Raw genomic sequence first — 20,021 nt, 5'->3', positions numbered from 1 at the left:
GACGGAACCGTCCGCTTTTCCTGATACCCTGCCGGGTTACACCGAATATGGCCGGGACAACGGCATCCGTCTGTCTGCCGTGTGGCTGACGCACGACCCGGAATACCCGGAGAATTTACCTGCCGCGCCGCTGGTGCGCTATGGCTGGACGCCGCGCGGCGAACTGGCGGCAGTGTATGACCGCAGCAATACACAGGTGCGCAGCTTTACTTACGATGATAAATACCGGGGCCGGATGGTGGCGCACCGTCACACGGGCCGGCCGGAAATCCGTTACCGTTACGACAGCGACGGGCGGGTGACAGAACAGCTAAACCCGGCAGGCTTAAGCTACACGTATCAGTATGAGAAAGACCGCATCACCATCACCGACAGCCTGGACCGCCGTGAAGTGCTGCACACGCAGGGCGAAGCCGGGCTGAAGCGGGTGGTGAAAAAGGAACACGCGGACGGCAGCGTCACGCAGAGTCAGTTTGACGCCGTGGGCAGGCTCAGGGCACAGACGGATGCCGCAGGCAGGACAACAGAGTACAGCCCGGATGTGGTGACGGGCCTCATCACGCGCATAACCACGCCGGATGGCAGGGCATCGGCGTTTTACTATAACCACCACAACCAGTTAACGTCAGCCACCGGGCCTGACGGGCTGGAATTGCGCCGGGAATATGATGAATCCGGCCGTCTGATTCAGGAAACCGCCCCTGACGGCGATATCACCCGCTACCGTTATGATAATCCACACAGTGACCTCCCCTGCGCAACGGACGATGCCACCGGCAGCCGGAAAACCATGACGTGGAGCCGTTACGGCCAGTTGCTGAGCTTCACCGACTGTTCCGGCTACCAGACCCGTTATGACCATGACCGCTTCGGGCAGATGACGGCGGTGCACCGCGAGGAAGGGCTGAGCCAGTACCGCGCATACGACAGCCGTGGACAGTTAATTGCCGTGAAAGACACGCAGGGCCATGAAACGCGGTATGAATACAACATCGCCGGTGACCTGACCGCCGTCATTGCCCCGGACGGCAGCAGAAACGGGACACAGTACGATGCGTGGGGAAAGGCCGTCCGTACCACGCAGGGCGGGCTGACGCGCAGTATGGAATACGATGCTGCCGGACGGGTCATCCGCCTGACCAGTGAAAACGGCAGCCACACCACCTTCCGTTACGATGTACTTGACCGGCTGATACAGGAAACCGGCTTTGACGGCCGCACACAGCGTTATCACCACGACCTGACCGGCAAACTTATCCGCAGCGAGGATGAGGGTCTGGTCACCCACTGGCACTATGACGAAGCAGACCGCCTCACGCACCGCACCGTGAAGGGTGAAACCGCAGAGCGGTGGCGGTATGACGAACGTGGCTGGCTGACAGACATCAGCCATATCAGCGAAGGGCACCGGGTAGCGGTGCATTACAGGTATGATGAGAAAGGCCGCCTGACCGGTGAGCGCCAGACGGTGCATCACCCGCAGACGGAAGCACTGCTCTGGCAGCATGAGACCAGACATGCGTACAACGCGCAGGGACTGGCGAACCGCTGTATACCGGACAGCCTGCCCGCCGTGGAATGGCTGACCTACGGCAGCGGCTGGCTGGCAGGCATGAAGCTCGGCGACACACCGCTGGTGGATTTCACCCGCGACCGCCTGCACCGGGAAACGCTGCGCAGCTTCGGTCGTTATGAACTCACCACCGCTTACACCCCTGCCGGGCAGTTACAGCGTCAGCACCTGAACAGCCTGCAGTATGACCGCGATTACACCTGGAACGACAACGGCGAACTCATCCGCATCAGCAGCCCGCGCCAGACCCGGAGTTACAGCTACAGCACCACCGGCAGGCTGACCGGCGTTCACACCACCGCAGCGAATCTGGATATCCGCATCCCGTATGCCACGGACCCGGCGGGCAACCGCCTGCCCGACCCGGAGCTGCACCCGGACAGCACCCTCAGCATGTGGCCGGATAACCGTATCGCCCGTGACGCGCACTATCTTTACCGGTATGACCGTTACGGCAGGCTGACGGAGAAAACCGACCTCATCCCGGAAGGGGGTATCCGTACGGATGATGAGCGCACCCACCGGTACCATTACGACAGTCAGCACCGGCTGGTGCACTACACGCGGACACAATATGCAGAGCCGCTGGTCGAAAGTCGCTATCTTTACGACCCGCTGGGCCGCAGGGTGGCAAAACGGGTATGGCGACGTGAACGGGACCTGACGGGCTGGATGTCGCTGTCACGGAAACCGCAAGTGACCTGGTACGGCTGGGACGGCGACCGGCTGACCACGATACAGAACGACAGGAGCCGCATCCAGACGATTTATCAGCCGGGGAGCTTCACACCACTCATCAGAGTTGAAACTGCCACCGGTGAACTGGCCAGAACGCAGCGCCGCAGCCTGGCGGATGCGCTTCAGCAGTCCGGCGGCGAAGACGGTGGCAGTGTGGTGTTCCCGCCGGTGCTGGTGCAGATGCTCGACCGGCTGGAAAGTGAAATCCTGGCTGACCGGGTGAGTGAGGAAAGCCGCCGCTGGCTGGCATCGTGCGGCCTGACCGTGGAGCAGATGCAAAACCAGATGGACCCGGTGTACACGCCGGCGCGAAAAATCCACCTGTACCACTGCGACCATCGCGGCCTGCCGCTGGCGCTCATCAGCACGGAAGGGGCAACAGCGTGGTGCGCAGAATATGATGAATGGGGCAACCTGCTGAATGAAGAGAACCCGCATCAGCTGCAGCAGCTTATCCGGCTGCCGGGGCAGCAGTATGATGAGGAGTCCGGCCTGTATTACAACCGCCACCGCTATTATGACCCGCTGCAGGGGCGGTATATCACTCAGGATCCGATTGGGCTGAAGGGGGGATGGAATTTTTATCAGTATCCGTTGAATCCGATCTCAAATATAGATCCATTAGGATTAGAAACACTAAAATGCATTAAGCCACTGCATTCAATGGGCGGAACTGGTGAAAGAAGCGGTCCAGATATATGGGGGAATCCGTTCTATCATCAATATCTTTGTGTCCCAGATGGTAAAGGGGACTATACTTGTGGTGGCCAAGACCAACGGGGAGAATCAAAAGGAGATGGTCTATGGGGGCCAGGTAAAGCAAGTAATGATACAAAAGAAGCTGCTGGCCGTTGTGACCTCGTTGAAACCGATAATAGTTGTGTGGAGAACTGTTTAAAAGGGAAGTTTAAAGAGGTAAGGCCGCGTTATTCTGTATTGCCTGATATATTCACACCTATAAATTTAGGGCTATTTAAAAACTGCCAAGACTGGTCTAATGATTCTTTAGAAACATGTAAGATGAAGTGCTCCGGAAATAACATTGGACGTTTTATTAGATTTGTATTCACCGGAGTGATGTAATGAAATATATTATTTTTTTATTCAGAGCTATATGGCTGGCTTTATCGCTTTTAATACTATTCTTTTCCATGCATAGACTTTCACTATTAGACTCCACTCGTGATGTGAGCGAGTTAATTAGTCTCATGTCTTATGGAATGATGGTAATATGTTTTCCAACAGGCATAGTATTCTTTATTGCTCTAATATTTATAGGGACTGTATCAGACATTATTGGCGTAAGGATTGATAGTAAGTATATTATGGCGATAATAATATGGCTTTATTTTCTGTCAGGAGGGTATATTCAATGGTTTGTATTAAGTAAGCGCATTATAAACAAATAAATTAAGTTAATTGCTCTTATTATTATATGTAACCTGGGCATTGATATCCCGTATGCCACAGACCCGGCAGGTAACCGCCTGCCCGACCCGGAGCTGCACCCGGACAGCGCCCTCAGCATGTGGCCGGATAACCGTATCGCCCGTGACGCGCACTATCTTTACCGGTATGACCGTCACGGCAGGCTGACGGAGAAAACCGACCTCATCCCGGAAGGGGTTATCCGCACGGATGATGAGCGCACCCACCGGTACCATTACGACAGTCAGCACCGGCTGGTGCACTACACGCGGACACAATATGCAGAGCCGCTGGTCGAAAGTCGCTATCTTTACGACCCGCTGGGCCGCAGGGTGGCAAAACGGGTGTGGCGGCGTGAACGGGACCTGACGGGCTGGATGTCGCTGTCACGGAAACCGCAAGTGACCTGGTACGGCTGGGACGGCGACCGGCTGACCACGATACAGAACGACAGGAGCCGCATCCAGACGATTTATCAGCCGGGGAGCTTCACGCCACTCATCAGGGTCGAAACTGCCACCGGTGAGCTGGCGAAAACGCAGCGCCGCAGCCTGGCGGATGCCCTTCAGCAGTCCGGCGGCGAAGACGGTGGCAGTGTGGTGTTCCCGCCGGTGCTGGTGCAGATGCTCGACCGGCTGGAAAGTGAAATCCTGGCTGACCGGGTGAGTGAGGAAAGCCGCCGCTGGCTGGCATCGTGCGGCCTGACGGTGGAGCAGATGCAAAACCAGATGGACCCGGTGTACACGCCGGCGCGAAAAATCCACCTGTACCACTGCGACCATCGCGGCCTGCCGCTGGCGCTTATCAGCACGGAAGGGGCTACAGAATGGTGCGCAGAATACGATGAATGGGGCAACCTGCTGAATGAAGAGAACCCGCACCAGCTGCAGCAGCTCATCCGCCTGCCGGGTCAGCAGTATGATGAGGAGTCCGGCCTGTATTACAACCGCCACCGCTATTATGACCCGCTGCAGGGGAGGTATATCACTCAGGATCCGATTGGGCTGAAGGGGGGATGGAACCTGTATGGATATCAATTGAATCCGATATCAGACATCGACCCCCTGGGTTTATCTATGTGGGAGGATGCAAAATCGGGGGCATGTACTAATGGTCTTTGCGGCACACTATCCGCTATGATAGGTCCAGATAAATTTGATTCTATAGATAGCACCGCATATGACGCCTTAAATAAAATAAATAGCCAATCTATTTGCGAAGATAAAGAGTTCGCTGGTTTAATATGTAAGGATAATAGTGGCAGATATTTCTCAACAGCACCTAACCGAGGAGAAAGAAAAGGATCATATCCATTCAATAGCCCTTGCCCTAATGGTACTGAGAAAGTATCAGCTTATCATACTCATGGTGCAGATAGTCATGGAGAATATTGGGACGAAATATTTTCAGGTAAAGATGAGAAAATAGTTAAAAGTAAAGATAACAATATCAAGTCATTTTATTTAGGTACGCCCAGTGGTAATTTTAAAGCAATAGATAACCACGGGAAGGAAATAACAAACGGAAAAGGATTACCTAATGTCTGCAGAGTTCATGGTAATATGTAAAAAAATATTGTTTAGGAAATGTGTCATTGTATCTTTGTTTGTTTTTACATACAACACATGGGCGCAGTGTAATAATAATATTAAAATAATGCGCAAGTATGAAAGTGAAGGTAAATATACCGTTAGAAATTTGGTTAAAAATAAAGCTATAGCATTGGAATTAGCTGAGATATATGTTAAGAATCGTTATGGACAGGATGCCGCAGAAGAAGAAAAACCATACGAAATCACTGAGTTAACAACAAGTTGGGTTGTTGAAGGTACCATTCACTCAGACCAAATTGCTGGTGGGGTTTTTATTATAGAAATAGGCAAAAATGATGGGAGAATTCTGAATTTTGGCCACGGAAAATAAGTATGTAAGGATAATCAAACATCGTGTGCGCTGATGGCAGAGTAGGTGGAGGACTCCAGACAGTCAAACGATAAAAAAAGATAGCCTTTGTGGAGGTTCCTGCAATGTCAAATACATACCAGAAAAGAAAGGCAAGTAAAGAGTATGGTTTATATAATCAATGTAAGAAACTAAATGATGATGAATTATTTCGCTTACTTGATGATCACAATTCCTTGAAAAGGATTTCATCTGCCAGAGTATTACAGTTAAGAGGTGGGCAAGACGCTGTTAGATTGGCAATTGAGTTCTGCTCTGATAAAAATTATATCCGTAGAGATATCGGAGCATTTATACTCGGGCAAATAAAAATTTGCAAAAAATGCGAAGATAATGTTTTTAATATTTTGAACAATATGGCATTGAATGATAAGAGCGCTTGCGTTCGAGCTACGGCAATCGAGTCAACGGCTCAGCGATGCAAGAAAAACCCAAATTATTCACCTAAAATAGTAGAACAATCTCAAATTACTGCTTTTGATAAATCGACTAATGTCAGACGTGCTACAGCATTTGCTATTTCTGTTATCAATGATAAAGCAACAATTCCACTATTGATTAATCTGTTAAAAGATCCAAATGGAGATGTCAGAAACTGGGCCGCATTTGCAATAAATATCAATAAATATGATAATAGTGATATTAGGGATTATTTTGTGGAGATGCTTCAGGATAAAAATGAGGAAGTCCGTATTGAAGCAATAATCTGACTTTCCTACAGAAAAGATAAAAGGGTTTTATCTGTTTTATGCGATGAGTTAAAAAAAAATACTGTTTATGATGATATCATTGAAGCTGCGGGTGAATTAGGTGATAAAACGCTACTTCCTGTTTTAGATACTATGTTGTACAAGTTTGATGACAATGAAATTATAACTTCCGCTATTGATAAGCTGAAGCGTTCATAGCGTGAGTTGCCTATGCACAGTGGGGGATTCCCGCCGGCACGGTGCAGATGCTCGACCGGCTGGAAAGTGAAATCCTGGCTGACCGGGTGAGTGAGGAAAGCCGCCGCTGGCTGGCATCGTGCGGCCTGACGGTGGCGCAGATGCAAAACCAGATGGACCCGGTGTACACGCCGGCGCGAAAAATCCACCTGTACCACTGCGACCATCGCGGCCTGCCGCTGGCGCTTATCAGCACGGAAGGTGCTACAGAATGGTGCGCAGAATACGATGAGTGGGGCAACCTGCTGAATGAAGAGAACCCGCATCAGCTGCAGCAGCTTATCCGCCTGCCGGGGCAGCAGTATGATGAGGAGTCCGGCCTGTATTACAACCGCCACCGCTATTATGACCCGCTGCAGGGGCGATATATCACTCAGGATCCGATTGGGCTGAAAGGGGGATGGAATTTTTATCAGTATCCGTTGAATCCGATAACTGATATTGACCCGTTGGGATTAGCGACCTGTTTATACAGCATAACTTTAAGTATGCTTTCATGCGTTTCAGATACGCAAAATGATGATAACTCTTATGATGTGCTTACTATTCCTGTCGCCTCTGGTAATAATGGTAATAATATGCAATGTAAAAATAATCCTGGTTGTACACACTTACAAAATAGAGGTCCAATACCTCAAGGGGTATGGAGCTGGAATGTTAATGGTCCTGGAGCAACCAATAGAAAACCTAATGGTATACGTTTAGTACCGTCAGCAAATACAGAAACATATAATCGTGATGGATTTTTAACACATAGTTGTTTAAACGCTTTCGGTCCGTCTTTAGGACCTCGATTCTGTTCCGAGGGTTGTATAACTGGTTCATCTAATGACATGCAAAAATTAAATGAGTTAATATTTTCAGAGCCAGATAGCACATTAACAGTTACGGACTAAAAAATATGGCAAAGTTATTAACAATTGTATTTTTTTTCTCTATTTCTGCGAGTGCAGTTACTGCAAGACAATTTCAGAGAGAGTTAGATTTGGCAGACAAAGCAATATTATGGGCACTAATATCAGCCAGTACTAAAGAGGGACGAAAAGCGTGTTCACTTAGCTATTTTGCCTGTAAGGCCGCAGAGGCTGAACTCGGACTGGCATATATGGCTGCGAATGATAACAAGGAATTTCTCACATCCTTATCTAATATAATGAGGTACAAAATAGATGCTGGACTTTCCGAATCCTATACATGCTATTTATTAAGTAAGGGAAAGATCATAAGACCATATCTGAAAAATCTAAATCCACTCCAACTTGCCGCTGATTGCATTGAAACAGTAAATAAAACAAAAGATAAGAATAAAAAAATCATTGATATAAATTCAGTTAATATTTGTAGTGATGATAAAAATATAAAGTGGAGAGTTAATAGTACTATTATGGCCATTGATGATTCTATAAAATGCATCGATGAATAATAACTTAATTTTATTTAAAAATATATTAACAAGTCACTCTCCAGGAGTTTTTTTAACTTGGTTTTATAATGAACACGATAATTAAAAGTGAAGAAGAAAATAGTTGTATACATATATTCCATGACCCTACATTGTGATCTATAGATTAAATATTTTTTAAATGTGACTGTCATCCTTCAGATAATAAAGCCATCATCGCAATAGATGGAAAAGCACTCCTGCTCTTTTTTGATTAGAGCCGTCGCAGGAGGAACAACTCATATCATCATTGCGATCTCGACAATGTATAGTCTGATCCTTCGGCAGATCAAGACGGATAAAAAATCCAATGAGTTCACACTCATCCCGAACTTCTTAACATAATGGATATTAACGAAAAATCATCACAGCCGATGAAATAATATGCAAAAATAATTAGTCCTTACAGGGAGCAAAGTTCCATAATCTCCCCCTTCCCCCTCAATGATCCAAATAAAGATAATGCATCCAGCTGGTCATTCTTAGCAGCACTTTTCGCATCACCGAAACATGGCTGAAATGGTCGGAGTAAACTGCCACCTGGGCGTAAATGCCGTCGGGTAAGGCATCGATATCATCGTTAGGGTCCAGTTCAATGGTTCCCAGCACACCGTCCGTGCCGGGCACGACCGTTAATGATTGCAATACCCCCTGCGCCTGATAAGAACCGCCTGGCACGACAGGTAAAATACTGGTCAGTTTGCCGTGGAACACCTGCCCAGGTAGCGCGTTAAACACCACTTCCGCATCATCGCCAGGTTTCAGACGTAACAGCGAGTTTTGCCGAAATTGGGCGACAATTTGCCGTTTTTGCTCGGGGATGAAAACCATCACCGGACGCAACGGCAAGGCAGCTGCGTATGTGCCTGGGCGGATCAGTACCTGAGTGACGTAGCCATTGCTTGGTGCGCGAATGACAGTCTGCTCAAGATTATATTTTGCTTCAGTAAGTTGCGCTCTTAAGCTCACAATCTGCGATTGCTCGCCGTTGACCATACTGTCGAGCTGACTCTGGATCTGCGCCTGCTCCGCCACCGAGCCTTTCACTAACGCATCCTGCGCGAGGAAATTTTGCCGCGCATCGTCGATGTCACGTTCCGAGAACGGATTCACCGCCGCCTGGCTGCCTTTCAGGTAACGTTGATAATTTTTAAACAGACGGTCGCGCTCCGCTGAAACCTGGGTGGTGTTGGCCTGCGCTTCAGTGAGCTGGGCGCGCAGCGTTTTTATATTATGCGTCGCCGTCATCAGGTCAGCCTGAAGTCTGTCAACTCGCGCCTGGTAACGAACCGGGTCGAGCTTAAAAAGCACCTCGCCCTTTTGAATAAGCTGATTATTCTTGTCAGTGACTTCAGTAACAATTCCCGTCACCTGTGGCGTGATAGGGATCGCTATCACTGCCTTTTGCGCGGTAAAAGTGTAAGGGTGGTTGTAGTTCATCAACAAAATCAAACCACTCACCAGAAACACGCCTCCCAGCGCCGCCGTCGCCAGCGTCCACTGATTTACCGGAATGCGGAAGATTTTAAAGACCGCCCACGCCAGCGCCACGTAAGTTAAAACAATCAATAGATCCATAATTAGATCTCCGGGAACGTGGAATAGTCAGTCTTTTTCTCGGCGGCGAGTTGATGCTCCAGCCGGGAAATTCGGTCAGAAAGTGAGGCGATTTCCGGGTCAGTTGCTTTCTCCTGCGACGCAACATGTGACTGCATACCCCAGCCACGCTCCGGTTGATAGAGCGTCGCCCAGATCCACAGAAACGGCCAGATAACATGCAGAGTAAACAGGCTCACCCAGCCCGCCGTATGAATAGCGTCGGCATGGGGGTGATTGCGCTTTTTGGCAATCAGATAAGGGATGTCATGTATCGCGATGATTCCATAAAAAATCACCAGAAAGACGAAGATCAGCACTCCCAACGCGAAATAGTTTAGAAACATATCTGCCTCGGATTCACGTTTATCAGTGTTGTTTTTGGGCTGGCAGCCAGAAGGGAGTCAGGCTGATATTTTGACAATAATCCGGGTTCGCGATTCTCGCCATAACACCAAAGAATAATTTTTAGAGGTGATGAGTTGCTTAGTTACATAACGATTGTATGACGAAGGCATAACATGCTGTAGATCACATCAGGTGAACGCCGTAAGAAAATATCTTGTGATTCAGATCACAAAGATTCAACAAACCATCAAAACAAAAATGTGACACTACTCACATTTAAATGCCATTTTTAGCGAAAATCGCCGTCTTGTTGCTTTTTTACACAAGCGTTTTGTGATGAGTATCACGTCAATTACCTCTCTACCCCCTATATTTATGTGACTGATATCACACAAAAGGCCGTCGACTGGACAGTTAACCGATTCAGTGCCAGATTTCGCAGTATCTACAAGGTCCGGCTACCTCTGCCGCCACATTAACAAAAAACCTCGGGCTTCCAGCCTGCGCGACAGCAAACATAAGAAGGGGTGTTTTTATGTCATCCGATATTAAGATCAAAGTGCAAAGCTTTGGTCGTTTCCTCAGCAACATGGTGATGCCAAATATCGGCGCGTTTATCGCGTGGGGTATCATCACCGCGTTATTTATTCCAACAGGGTGGTTACCGAACGAGACGCTGGCGAAGCTGGTCGGGCCGATGATCACTTATCTCCTGCCGCTGCTGATCGGTTATACCGGTGGTAAGCTGGTAGGCGGCGAACGTGGCGGCGTAGTCGGTGCCATCACCACCATGGGCGTTATCGTCGGCGCAGACATGCCGATGTTCCTCGGTTCTATGATTGCAGGTCCGCTGGGCGGCTGGTGCATTAAGCACTTCGACCGCTGGGTAGACGGTAAGATCAAATCCGGTTTTGAGATGCTGGTGAATAACTTCTCCGCAGGCATCATCGGGATGATCCTCGCCATTCTGGCATTTCTCGGCATTGGCCCGATTGTTGAAGCCCTGTCCAAAATGCTGGCTGCGGGCGTTAACTTCATGGTTGTCCATGACATGCTGCCGCTGGCGTCTATCTTTGTTGAACCGGCGAAAATCCTGTTCCTCAACAACGCCATTAACCACGGTATCTTCTCGCCGCTGGGTATTCAGCAGTCCCATGAACTGGGTAAATCCATATTCTTCCTGATTGAAGCTAACCCAGGTCCGGGTATGGGCGTGCTGCTGGCGTACATGTTCTTTGGTCGTGGTAGCGCTAAACAGTCTGCGGGCGGTGCGGCAATTATCCACTTCCTGGGTGGTATCCACGAAATTTACTTCCCGTATGTGTTGATGAATCCGCGTCTGATCCTGGCCGTTATCCTCGGCGGTATGACTGGCGTGTTCACGCTGACTATCCTGGGCGGTGGTCTGGTTTCTCCGGCATCTCCGGGTTCTATCCTTGCTGTACTGGCGATGACACCAAAAGGTGCTTATTTCGCTAACATCGCGGGTGTGTGTGCGGCGATGGCTGTCTCCTTTGTTGTCTCTGCTATTTTGCTGAAAACCAGCAAAGTGAAAGAAGAAGATGATATTGAAGCAGCAACTCGTCGTATGCAGGACATGAAAGCTGAGTCTAAAGGTGCATCTCCGCTGTCTGCGGGCGATGTGACTAACGACCTGAGCCACGTACGTAAAATCATCGTTGCCTGTGACGCCGGTATGGGTTCAAGTGCGATGGGCGCAGGCGTGCTGCGTAAGAAAATTCAGGATGCAGGTCTGTCGCAGATTTCGGTCACTAACAGTGCGATCAACAACCTGCCGCCAGATGTGGACCTCGTCATCACTCACCGTGACCTGACCGAACGCGCTATGCGCCAGGTTCCGCAGGCACAGCATATTTCGCTGACCAACTTCCTCGACAGCGGCCTGTACACCAGCCTGACCGAACGTCTGGTTGCTGCCCAGCGCCATACTGAAAACGAAGTGAAAGTGAAAGACAGTCTGAAAGACAGCTTTGACGATTCCAGTGCTAACCTGTTCAAACTGGGCGCGGAGAACATCTTCCTCGGTCGCAAAGCGGCCACCAAAGAAGAAGCGATTCGTTTTGCTGGCGAGCAGCTGGTGAAAGGCGGTTACGTTGAGCCGGAATACGTTCAGGCGATGCTGGATCGTGAAAAACTGACCCCGACTTATCTGGGTGAGTCTATCGCGGTGCCACACGGTACGGTTGAAGCGAAAGATCGCGTACTGAAAACGGGCGTGGTGTTCTGCCAGTACCCGGAAGGCGTGCGCTTCGGTGAAGAAGAAGATGACATTGCCCGTCTGGTGATTGGTATTGCTGCCCGTAACAACGAGCACATTCAGGTTATCACCAGCCTGACCAATGCACTGGATGATGAGTCCGTCATCGAGCGTCTGGCACACACCACCAGCGTGGATGAAGTGCTGGAACTGCTGGCAGGTCATAAGTAATCCAATCCCACCCTCTCCACATGGAGAAGGTGGGGCTAATTGCCTAATGCGCTACGCTTATCAGGCCTACAGGATGCATCACAATTTGTTGAATTTGCACGTTCTTGTAGGCCGGATAAGGCGTTTACGCCGCATCCGGCGCGGCCCCTCTCCACATGGAGAGGGTTTGGGTGAGGGAAAAGCCTCACCCCAGCCCTCTCGGGTAAAAACATTGATGAAGGTTAATACTATGAAAGCATTACATTTTGGCGCAGGTAATATCGGTCGTGGCTTTATCGGTAAACTGCTGGCAGACGCGGGTATACAACTGACGTTTGCCGATGTCAATCAGGTGGTACTTGATGCCCTGAATGCCCGTCATAGCTATCAGGTTCATGTGGTAGGTGAAACCGAGCAGGTAGATACCGTTTCCGGCGTCAATGCTGTCAGCAGCATTGGTGATGATGTCGTTGATCTCATTGCTCAGGTTGATTTAGTCACTACCGCCGTTGGCCCGGTAGTGCTGGAACGTATTGCTCCGGCTATCGCCAAAGGGCTGGTGAAACGTAAAGAACAAGGTAATGAATCTCCGCTGAACATCATCGCTTGTGAAAACATGGTCCGCGGCACCACGCAGCTGAAAGGCCATGTGATGAACGCCCTGCAGGAAGACGCCAAAGCGTGGGTAGAAGAACACGTTGGCTTTGTCGATTCCGCCGTTGATCGCATCGTACCGCCTTCGGCTTCTGCAACTAACGATCCGCTGGAAGTGACGGTGGAAACCTTCAGCGAATGGATTGTCGATAAAACGCAGTTCAAAGGTGCACTGCCGAACATCCCAGGCATGGAGTTAACCGACAACCTGATGGCATTTGTCGAACGTAAACTCTTCACCCTGAACACGGGTCATGCTATAACCGCGTACCTCGGAAAACTGGCCGGTCATCAGACCATTCGTGACGCTATTCTCGACGAGAAAATCCGCGCGGTGGTAAAAGGTGCGATGGAAGAAAGTGGCGCGGTACTGATCAAGCGTTACGGCTTTGACGCTGACAAGCATGCGGCGTACATCCAGAAAATCCTCGGCCGTTTTGAGAACCCGTATCTGAAAGATGATGTAGAGCGCGTAGGCCGTCAGCCGCTGCGTAAACTGAGCGCAGGCGACCGTCTGATCAAGCCACTGCTCGGTACGCTGGAATATGGTCTGCCACATAAAAACCTGATTGAAGGTATTGCCGCTGCAATGCACTTCCGCAGTGAAGATGATCCGCAGGCTCAGGAACTGGCAGCACTGATCGCTGACAAAGGTCCGCAGGCGGCGCTGGCACAGATTTCCGGTCTTGATGCCAACAGCGAGGTTGTATCTGAGGCGGTAACCGCTTATAAAGCAATGCAATAATGGTGGACCAGGCGCAGGACACCCTGCGCCCGAATAACAGATTGTCAGATATGCAGGCAACAATGGAACAAACCCAGGCCTTTGAAAACCGTGTGCTTGAGCGTCTGAATGCTGGCAAAACCGTGCGAAGCTTTCTGATCACCGCCGTCGAGCTTTTGACCGAGGCGGTAAATCTTCTGGTGCTTCAGGTATTCCGCAAAGACGATTACGCGGTGAAGTATGCTGTAGAACCGTTACTCGACGGCGACGGTCCGCTGGGCGATCTTTCTGTGCGTTTAAAACTCATTTACGGGTTGGGCGTCATTAACCGCCAGGAATACGAAGATGCGGAACTGCTGATGGCATTGCGTGAAGAGCTAAATCACGACGGCAACGAGTACGCGTTTACCGACGACGAAATCCTTGGACCCTTTGGTGAACTGCACTGCGTGGCGGCGTTACCACCGCCGCCACTTTTTGAACCAGCAGACTCCAGTTTGTATGCAATGCAAATTCAGCGCTATCAACAGGCTGTGCGATCAACAATGGTCCTTTCACTGACAGAGCTGATTTCCAAAATCAGCTTAAAAAAAGCCTTTCAAAAGTAAGCAACGTCTGCTTACTGCCCCTCTACCTGCTTCGGCCGATAAAGCCGACGATAATACTCCAGACGTTGTAGATATAACGGCACGCTTTCATCGGGTATTCCGGACGGAATCGCGTTACGGGGAGGAAGTTTTTTCAGATACTCCCGGAACGCCTGGCTTGATGCCATGAAATCTACGGCTTTATCGATAAGAAGCGGAACGTTTTCACCTAATTTGCCCATGATGATATCTCCGTATTACCCCGCGCCGGGAATGCGCGGCCGCCAATTTTAGTTTAGGTTCCCGGTAAAGATGACATTAAGGAAAACGTGCTGAATCCTCAATAATCATCCGCTTCTGTTTATTATCTTTTTTCTATAGATTTCTTAATTAATCAATAAATTGCGTAGTTTTTAAGCATATTAATGATTACGTTGCGGAACTATTGCAATGTCATCAGTTGTGAACAAAGCACCTGGTCGCGCATACTAGGGGCTATAAATTTATCTTTATCAGAAGCCATCACATGAAAGAAGTCGAAAAAAACGAAATCAAACGTCTCAGCGATCGTCTGGACGCCATCCGCCACCAGCAGGCCGATCTGTCGCTGGTTGATGCCGCAGACAAATATGCCGAGCTGGAAAAAGAGAAAGCCACGCTGGAAGCAGAAATTGCCCGCCTGCGTGAAGTTCACAGCCAGAAACTGAGTAAAGAAGCACAGAAGCTGATGAAGATGCCGTTTCAGCGCGCAATTACCAAAAAAGAGCAGGCTGATATGGGCAAGCTGAAGAAAAGTGTTCGCGGACTGGTGGTTGTTCACCCAATGACCGCGCTGGGCCGCGAAATGGGCCTGGAAGAGATGACTGGATTCTCTAAGACTGCGTTTTAAGCCCCTCAGACGATTGGTACGATCGTATCAACCCGCATCTGGCTTGCGTTAGCTGGTCAATGCGGGGACTCCCCTGTCTGCTCGCCTAATTACTGAACAATCCACTCCCTCTACATCAATTTACCGCTGGTTGATATTCTGAAAATATATTTTTACCGAAATAGCAACCTATAAACAATAAAAATATATAGAAGTTATCATTTGTTAATTAACAAGCATTTACGTCTCTTTTTTCGGATTTAATTGTGAAATTTTAATCATCATATTCATAAAATCAACTATCCGTAAAAATTTTTCCAGATATGGTTTCTTCCATGTTTTACATTTATTAATAATCATCCTTAGAATCCACAAAAATAATATATTCATACAAACACAGACATCTTTTGAAACGAATGATACATTTTTATGATGAATGCTTAAAACAATATTTAATCGACACCCATCACTGTCATTAATGTAAAGCAACATAGATCACCAATAATACAATGGACAACTCTACCGGCATTGATCGCTGGTCGGAGGCAATAAGGATTTTTACATGAACTTGAAGAAGATTTTTTTCAGTGCTGTCACTGTTTCAGTTCTCTGCACATTAACGGGATGTGACTACATTGAAGAAGGCAAGCCAGAAAGTAGTTTACTGAAATAACAAGAAGAACATAACAATAAAATTGAGCTAATTGAAAAACAACAAGCACAGCTAAAGAGTCAACTGGAAACTATTCAAAAACAACAAACTGGCATAATAACCAGTACAAAGACTTTAACTCACGTAATTAAATCCGTTAAAGATCAACAAAACACTTTTATTTTTACCGAGTTTAATCCGGCAAAAACGAAGTATTTCATCCTGAACAATGGTTCGGTGGCTTTAGCGGGCCGAGTGTTATCCATTGACGCAACAGAGAATGGCAGTGTTATTCATATTTCACTGGTCAACTTATTAAGTATACCAATCTCAAACATTGGTTTTAATGCGACATGGGGTGGTGAAAAACCTGTCGATGCCAAAGAGTTTGCCCGGTGGCAACAATTACTTTTCAACACATCAATGAAATCCACATTGAAATTATTACCAGGTCAATGGCAAGACATTAATTTGACACTGAAGGGTGTATCGCCGAATAACCTGGGATATCTGAAGTTAGCCATCAATATGGAGAATATTCAGTTTGACAACCTTCCCTCTGCTGAAAATCGGCAGAAAAGAAGCAAAAAATAAATGCAGCTTCTGCGCTTATATCAAGGAATAGAGAACATCATTAATGAACAAAATATTTAAAGTTATCTGGAACCCTGCGACAGGGAATTATACTGTTACCAGCGAAACGGCAAAAAGCCGTGGCAAGAAATCCGGGCGCAGTAAGCTGTTAATTTCTGCCGTGGTTGCGGGTGGGTTGTTGTCGTCGTTTGAGGCACTGGCAACAGGTAATGAACCTGGTACACCTGTTGGCACAGGATCTGGCTGGGTTGCTATAGGCCAGGAATCACAGGCAAATGCTTTTACCGATGGTAATGGTGCCAGTACTGCAGTGGGTTATAAAGCTTTCGCTGAAGGAACATGGAGTTCCGCTATTGGCGCCATGACCCATGCAATTGGTCCGGCTTCAATGGCATTCGGGGTTAATGCCGTCTCAACCGGTCAACGAAGTATCGCTATGGGCGCATCGTCAAGTTCAGTGGGTCAATATTCGATGGCACTTGGGCGATATGCGAATTCGGGTGGTGATTATTCGATCGCGCAAGGGGATAAATCCAATGCTGCTGGTCTGAATGCCATTGCAGTGGGAAGAAGCAGTAGTGCGGCAGGCGAGAAAGCCACTGCGCTGGGCAACGCAGCTAAAGCTACTGAGATTATGAGTATTGCTCTTGGCGACAGCGCCAATGCGTCAAAAGCGTATTCAATGGCGCTGGTAGCAAGTAGCGTCGCATCTGAAGAAAACGCAATTGCCCTGGGGCGTAGCAGTTAGCTAGCGGTACTGACAGCCTCGCATTAGGCAGACAAACACTTGCCAGTACAGCGAACGCTATTGCGATAGGTGCTGAGAGCAAAGCCGCTGAAAATGCGACGGCCGTTGGTACCAAAGCGGAGGCCAATGGACTTAATAGTATCGCGTTGGGCTCTGGGGGTATTGCAGATGCCGATAACACGATTGCTCTGGGCAATCAAAGCCTGGCAGTAGCTGCTGGTGCAATTGCCATCGGTCAGGGGAATAAAGCTGACGGCGCAAATGCTATCGCGCTGGGTAATGGTAGTGTTACAGGTGGCGCAAATGCTATTGCTCTTGGACAAGGTAGTTATGCCGGTTTAGAAAATGGCATTGCAATTGGTGGTCAAGCCAGTGCTCAAGGGACAAATTCCGTTGCTCTGGGTGCGGGTTCTGTAGCGACTGAAGATAATTCCGTCTCTGTGGGTAACACAACAGATCAGCGAAAAATTGTCAATATGGCAGCAGGTGATATCAGCACTAGCAGTACTGATGCCATAAATGGATCACAGCTTTATGCTATCAGTAAGTCAGTAGCGGACCGTCTTGGTGGGGGGGCTACCGTCAATGCGCAAGGTGTCGTTACTGCCCCGAATTACAGACTGAAAAATGGTATTTATGGCAATGTTGGCGATGCTTTAGCGGATCTAAACAATAACACGATACAATGGGACTCCGTTAAAAAGGGATATAGTGCGGCACATGGTACAGATGCCACCAGCACCATCACAACGTTAAAGCCGGCACTATTTCTGCTACCAGTACGGATGCGGTTAACGGTTCTCAGTTGAATGCGACGAATATGATGATTGAGCAGAACAGCCAAATCATCAATCAGCTTGCTGGTAACACCGACGCAACCTATATCGAAGAAAATGGCGCTGGTATCAACTACGTTCGTACTAACGACAACGGTTTAGCCTTTAACGATGCAAGCGCCTCTGGTGTCGGCGCTACAGCTGTAGGTTATAACGCTGTCGCGTCTGGTGCCAGCAGCGTAGCCATTGGTCAGAACAGCAATAGCACCGTTGATACCGGTATTGCGCTGGGTAGCAGCTCCGTTTCCAGCCGTGTGATTGCCAAAGGTTCTCGTGACACTAGCGTAACGGAAAATGGCGTGGTGATTGGTTATGACACCACTGACGGCGAACTGCTAGGTGCATTGTCAATTGGTGATGACGGTAAATACCGCCAAATCATCAACGTAGCTGATGGTTCCGAAGCCCATGACGCCGTTACGGTTCGTCAATTGCAGAATGCGATTGGTGCGGTCGCAACCACGCCAACCAAGTACTTTCACGCCAACTCAACGGCAGAAGACTCACTGGCCGTTGGTGAAGACTCGCTGGCAATGGGTGCGAAAACTGTCGTTAATGGTAATGCAGGTATTGGTATCGGTTTGAACACTCTGGTTCTGGCTGATGCGATCAACGGCATTGCTATCGGCAGTAACGCACGCGCAAACCATGCAAACAGTATTGCAATGGGTAACGGTTCTCAGACCACCCGTGGTGCACAGACTGGCTACACCGCCTACAACATGGACGCACCGCAGAACTCTGTAGGTGAGTTTTCTGTTGGTAGTGAAGACGGTCAACGTCAGATCACCAACGTCGCAGCTGGTTCAGCGGATACCGATGCGGTCAACGTAGGTCAGTTGAAAGTAACGGATGCGCAGGTTTCCCAGAATACCCAGAGCATTACTAACCTGAACAATCAGGTCACTAATCTGGATACTCGCGTTACTAATATCGAAAACGGTATTGGCGATATCGTCACCACCGGTAGCACCAAGTACTTCAAGACCAATACCGATGGTGTAGATGCCAGCGCGCAGGGTAAAGATAGCGTCGCGATTGGTTCTGGTTCCATTGCTGCCGCGGATAACAGCGTCGCACTGGGTACAGGGTCTGTGGCAACCGAAGAAAATACGATCTCTGTAGGCTCATCTACTAATCAACGTCGTATCACCAACGTAGCCGCAGGTAAAAACGACACCGATGCTGTTAACGTGGCACAGTTGAAGTCTTCTGAGGCGGGCGGTGTACGTTACGACACCAACGCTGATGGTTCTGTTGACTATAGCAATATCACCCTCGGTGGGGGCAACGGCGGTACGACTCGTATCAGCAACGTCTCCGCTGGCGTCAACAACAACGACGCGGTGAACTACGCGCAGTTGAAGCAAAGCGTGCAGGAAACGAAGCAATACACCGATCAGCGGATGGTTGAGATGGATAACAAACTGTCTAAAACTGAAAGCAAGTTGAGCGGTGGTATCGCTTCTGCAATGGCAATGACCGGTCTGCCGCAGGCTTACACTCCAGGTGCCAGCATGGCCTCTATTGGTGGCGGTACTTACAACGGTGAATCGGCAGTTGCTTTAGGTGTGTCGATGGTGAGCGCCAATGGTCGTTGGGTCTACAAATTACAAGGTAGTACCAATAGCCAGGGTGAATACTCCGCCGCACTCGGTGCCGGTATTCAGTGGTAATGATCCATTAAGTTAGTGTGACTAAGGGCAAACGCCAAATTGCCTGATGCGCTACGCTTATCAGGCCTACAGGGTGATTCTGCACATTCCTATAGGCCGGGTAAGGTGTTCACGCCGCATCTGGCAAGATAAGGCGCACCGGGTCAACAATCTAAGGGCAATTCTCTGATGAGGATTGCCCTTTTCTTTACCAGACATCTCCCCCCCACAAGAATTGGCCC

The 20,021-nt window shown here is 48.9% G+C and carries 12 protein-coding genes and 5 pseudogenes; 14 read left to right on the top strand and 3 right to left on the bottom strand.

Translation table 11 applies throughout. The features are described from left to right. The 7 genes and pseudogenes from rhsC to ACJHW7_RS16100 form a co-directional block, all read left to right on the top strand. On the top strand, positions 1–3,394 hold a 3,394-nt coding region (gene rhsC, locus ACJHW7_RS16130; protein ID WP_208461924.1), incomplete at its 5' end, for an RHS element core protein. Continuing rightward, a complete protein-coding gene (gene ybfB / locus ACJHW7_RS16125) occupies positions 3,394–3,720 on the top strand; it encodes a protein YbfB (RefSeq protein WP_000873944.1) in 327 nt (108 codons plus the stop codon). The genes rhsC and ybfB, both read left to right, overlap by 1 nt. A 30-nt stretch (positions 3,721–3,750) precedes the next feature. After that, a pseudogene (gene rhsB / locus ACJHW7_RS16120) lies at positions 3,751–5,307 on the top strand (rhs element protein RhsB); the annotation flags it as partial. Beyond that, entirely contained in the window at positions 5,279–5,662 is a 384-nt protein-coding gene (gene yhhH, locus ACJHW7_RS16115; protein ID WP_021557321.1) for a protein YhhH, read from the top strand. The pseudogene rhsB and the gene yhhH, both read left to right, overlap by 29 nt. Before the next feature lie 104 nt (positions 5,663–5,766). Further along, a pseudogene (locus tag ACJHW7_RS16110) lies at positions 5,767–6,609 on the top strand (lyase). A gap of 29 nt (positions 6,610–6,638) precedes the next feature. Then, positions 6,639–7,109, top strand: a pseudogene (locus tag ACJHW7_RS16105) (RHS repeat-associated core domain-containing protein); the annotation flags it as partial. Positions 7,110–7,549: 440 nt separating this feature from the next. Then, positions 7,550–8,071: an Imm57 family immunity protein gene (locus ACJHW7_RS16100; protein WP_021557323.1), complete on the top strand. Its 522-nt coding sequence runs from the start codon at positions 7,550–7,552 to the stop codon at positions 8,069–8,071. 459 nt (positions 8,072–8,530) lie between these two features. Here the strand turns inward: ACJHW7_RS16100 and ACJHW7_RS16095 are convergent, their stop codons facing one another. Next, positions 8,531–9,667 (bottom strand): HlyD family secretion protein, encoded by a 1,137-nt coding sequence (locus tag ACJHW7_RS16095; RefSeq protein ID WP_000364939.1) that lies wholly within the window; start codon positions 9,665–9,667, stop codon positions 8,531–8,533. A gap of 2 nt (positions 9,668–9,669) precedes the next feature. Further along, positions 9,670–10,032, bottom strand: a complete 363-nt coding sequence (locus ACJHW7_RS16090; protein ID WP_000479626.1) for a DUF3302 domain-containing protein — start codon at positions 10,030–10,032, stop codon at positions 9,670–9,672. 536 nt (positions 10,033–10,568) lie between these two features. Here ACJHW7_RS16090 and mtlA point away from each other — a divergent pair. From mtlA to mtlR, 3 genes are all read left to right on the top strand, one after another. Continuing rightward, positions 10,569–12,482, top strand: coding sequence for a PTS mannitol transporter subunit IICBA (gene mtlA, locus ACJHW7_RS16085; protein WP_000093251.1), 1,914 nt, complete (start codon positions 10,569–10,571; stop codon positions 12,480–12,482). A gap of 229 nt (positions 12,483–12,711) precedes the next feature. Further along, the gene (gene mtlD / locus ACJHW7_RS16080) at positions 12,712–13,860 is read left to right on the top strand and encodes a mannitol-1-phosphate 5-dehydrogenase (protein ID WP_021557324.1); all 1,149 of its coding nucleotides are present in this window, start codon (positions 12,712–12,714) and stop codon (positions 13,858–13,860) included. Further along, the gene (gene mtlR / locus ACJHW7_RS16075; RefSeq protein WP_021557325.1) at positions 13,860–14,447 is read left to right on the top strand and encodes a mannitol operon repressor MtlR; all 588 of its coding nucleotides are present in this window, start codon (positions 13,860–13,862) and stop codon (positions 14,445–14,447) included. Before mtlD ends, mtlR begins: the two co-directional genes overlap by 1 nt. 11 nt (positions 14,448–14,458) lie before the next feature. On the opposite strand, the gene yibT is transcribed toward mtlR, so the two are convergent. After that, positions 14,459–14,668, bottom strand: a complete 210-nt coding sequence (gene yibT, locus ACJHW7_RS16070) for a protein YibT (RefSeq protein WP_000517100.1) — start codon at positions 14,666–14,668, stop codon at positions 14,459–14,461. A gap of 284 nt (positions 14,669–14,952) precedes the next feature. Between yibT and ACJHW7_RS16065 the strand changes: the two genes are divergently transcribed. The 4 genes and pseudogenes from ACJHW7_RS16065 to ACJHW7_RS16050 all read left to right on the top strand — a co-directional run. Next, complete coding sequence (locus ACJHW7_RS16065; protein ID WP_000665668.1) at positions 14,953–15,315, top strand: YibL family ribosome-associated protein; 363 nt, start codon at positions 14,953–14,955, stop codon at positions 15,313–15,315. A gap of 541 nt (positions 15,316–15,856) precedes the next feature. Next, positions 15,857–16,540 (top strand): annotated as a pseudogene (locus ACJHW7_RS16060) (hypothetical protein). A 43-nt stretch (positions 16,541–16,583) separates the two neighbouring features. Continuing rightward, on the top strand, positions 16,584–17,288 hold the full coding sequence (locus tag ACJHW7_RS16055) for an ESPR-type extended signal peptide-containing protein (protein WP_001308136.1): 705 nt from the start codon (positions 16,584–16,586) through the stop codon (positions 17,286–17,288). Between the two features lie 5 nt (positions 17,289–17,293). Beyond that, positions 17,294–19,800, top strand: a pseudogene (locus tag ACJHW7_RS16050) (YadA family autotransporter adhesin); the annotation flags it as partial. Positions 19,801–20,021: the final 221 nt, after the last annotated feature.

The sequence above is a fragment of the Escherichia sp. WS1152 genome (assembly GCF_046487665.1).
GTDB classification, from domain to species: domain Bacteria; phylum Pseudomonadota; class Gammaproteobacteria; order Enterobacterales; family Enterobacteriaceae; genus Escherichia; species Escherichia coli.
This window is presented reverse-complemented; position numbering and strand designations above follow the sequence as displayed.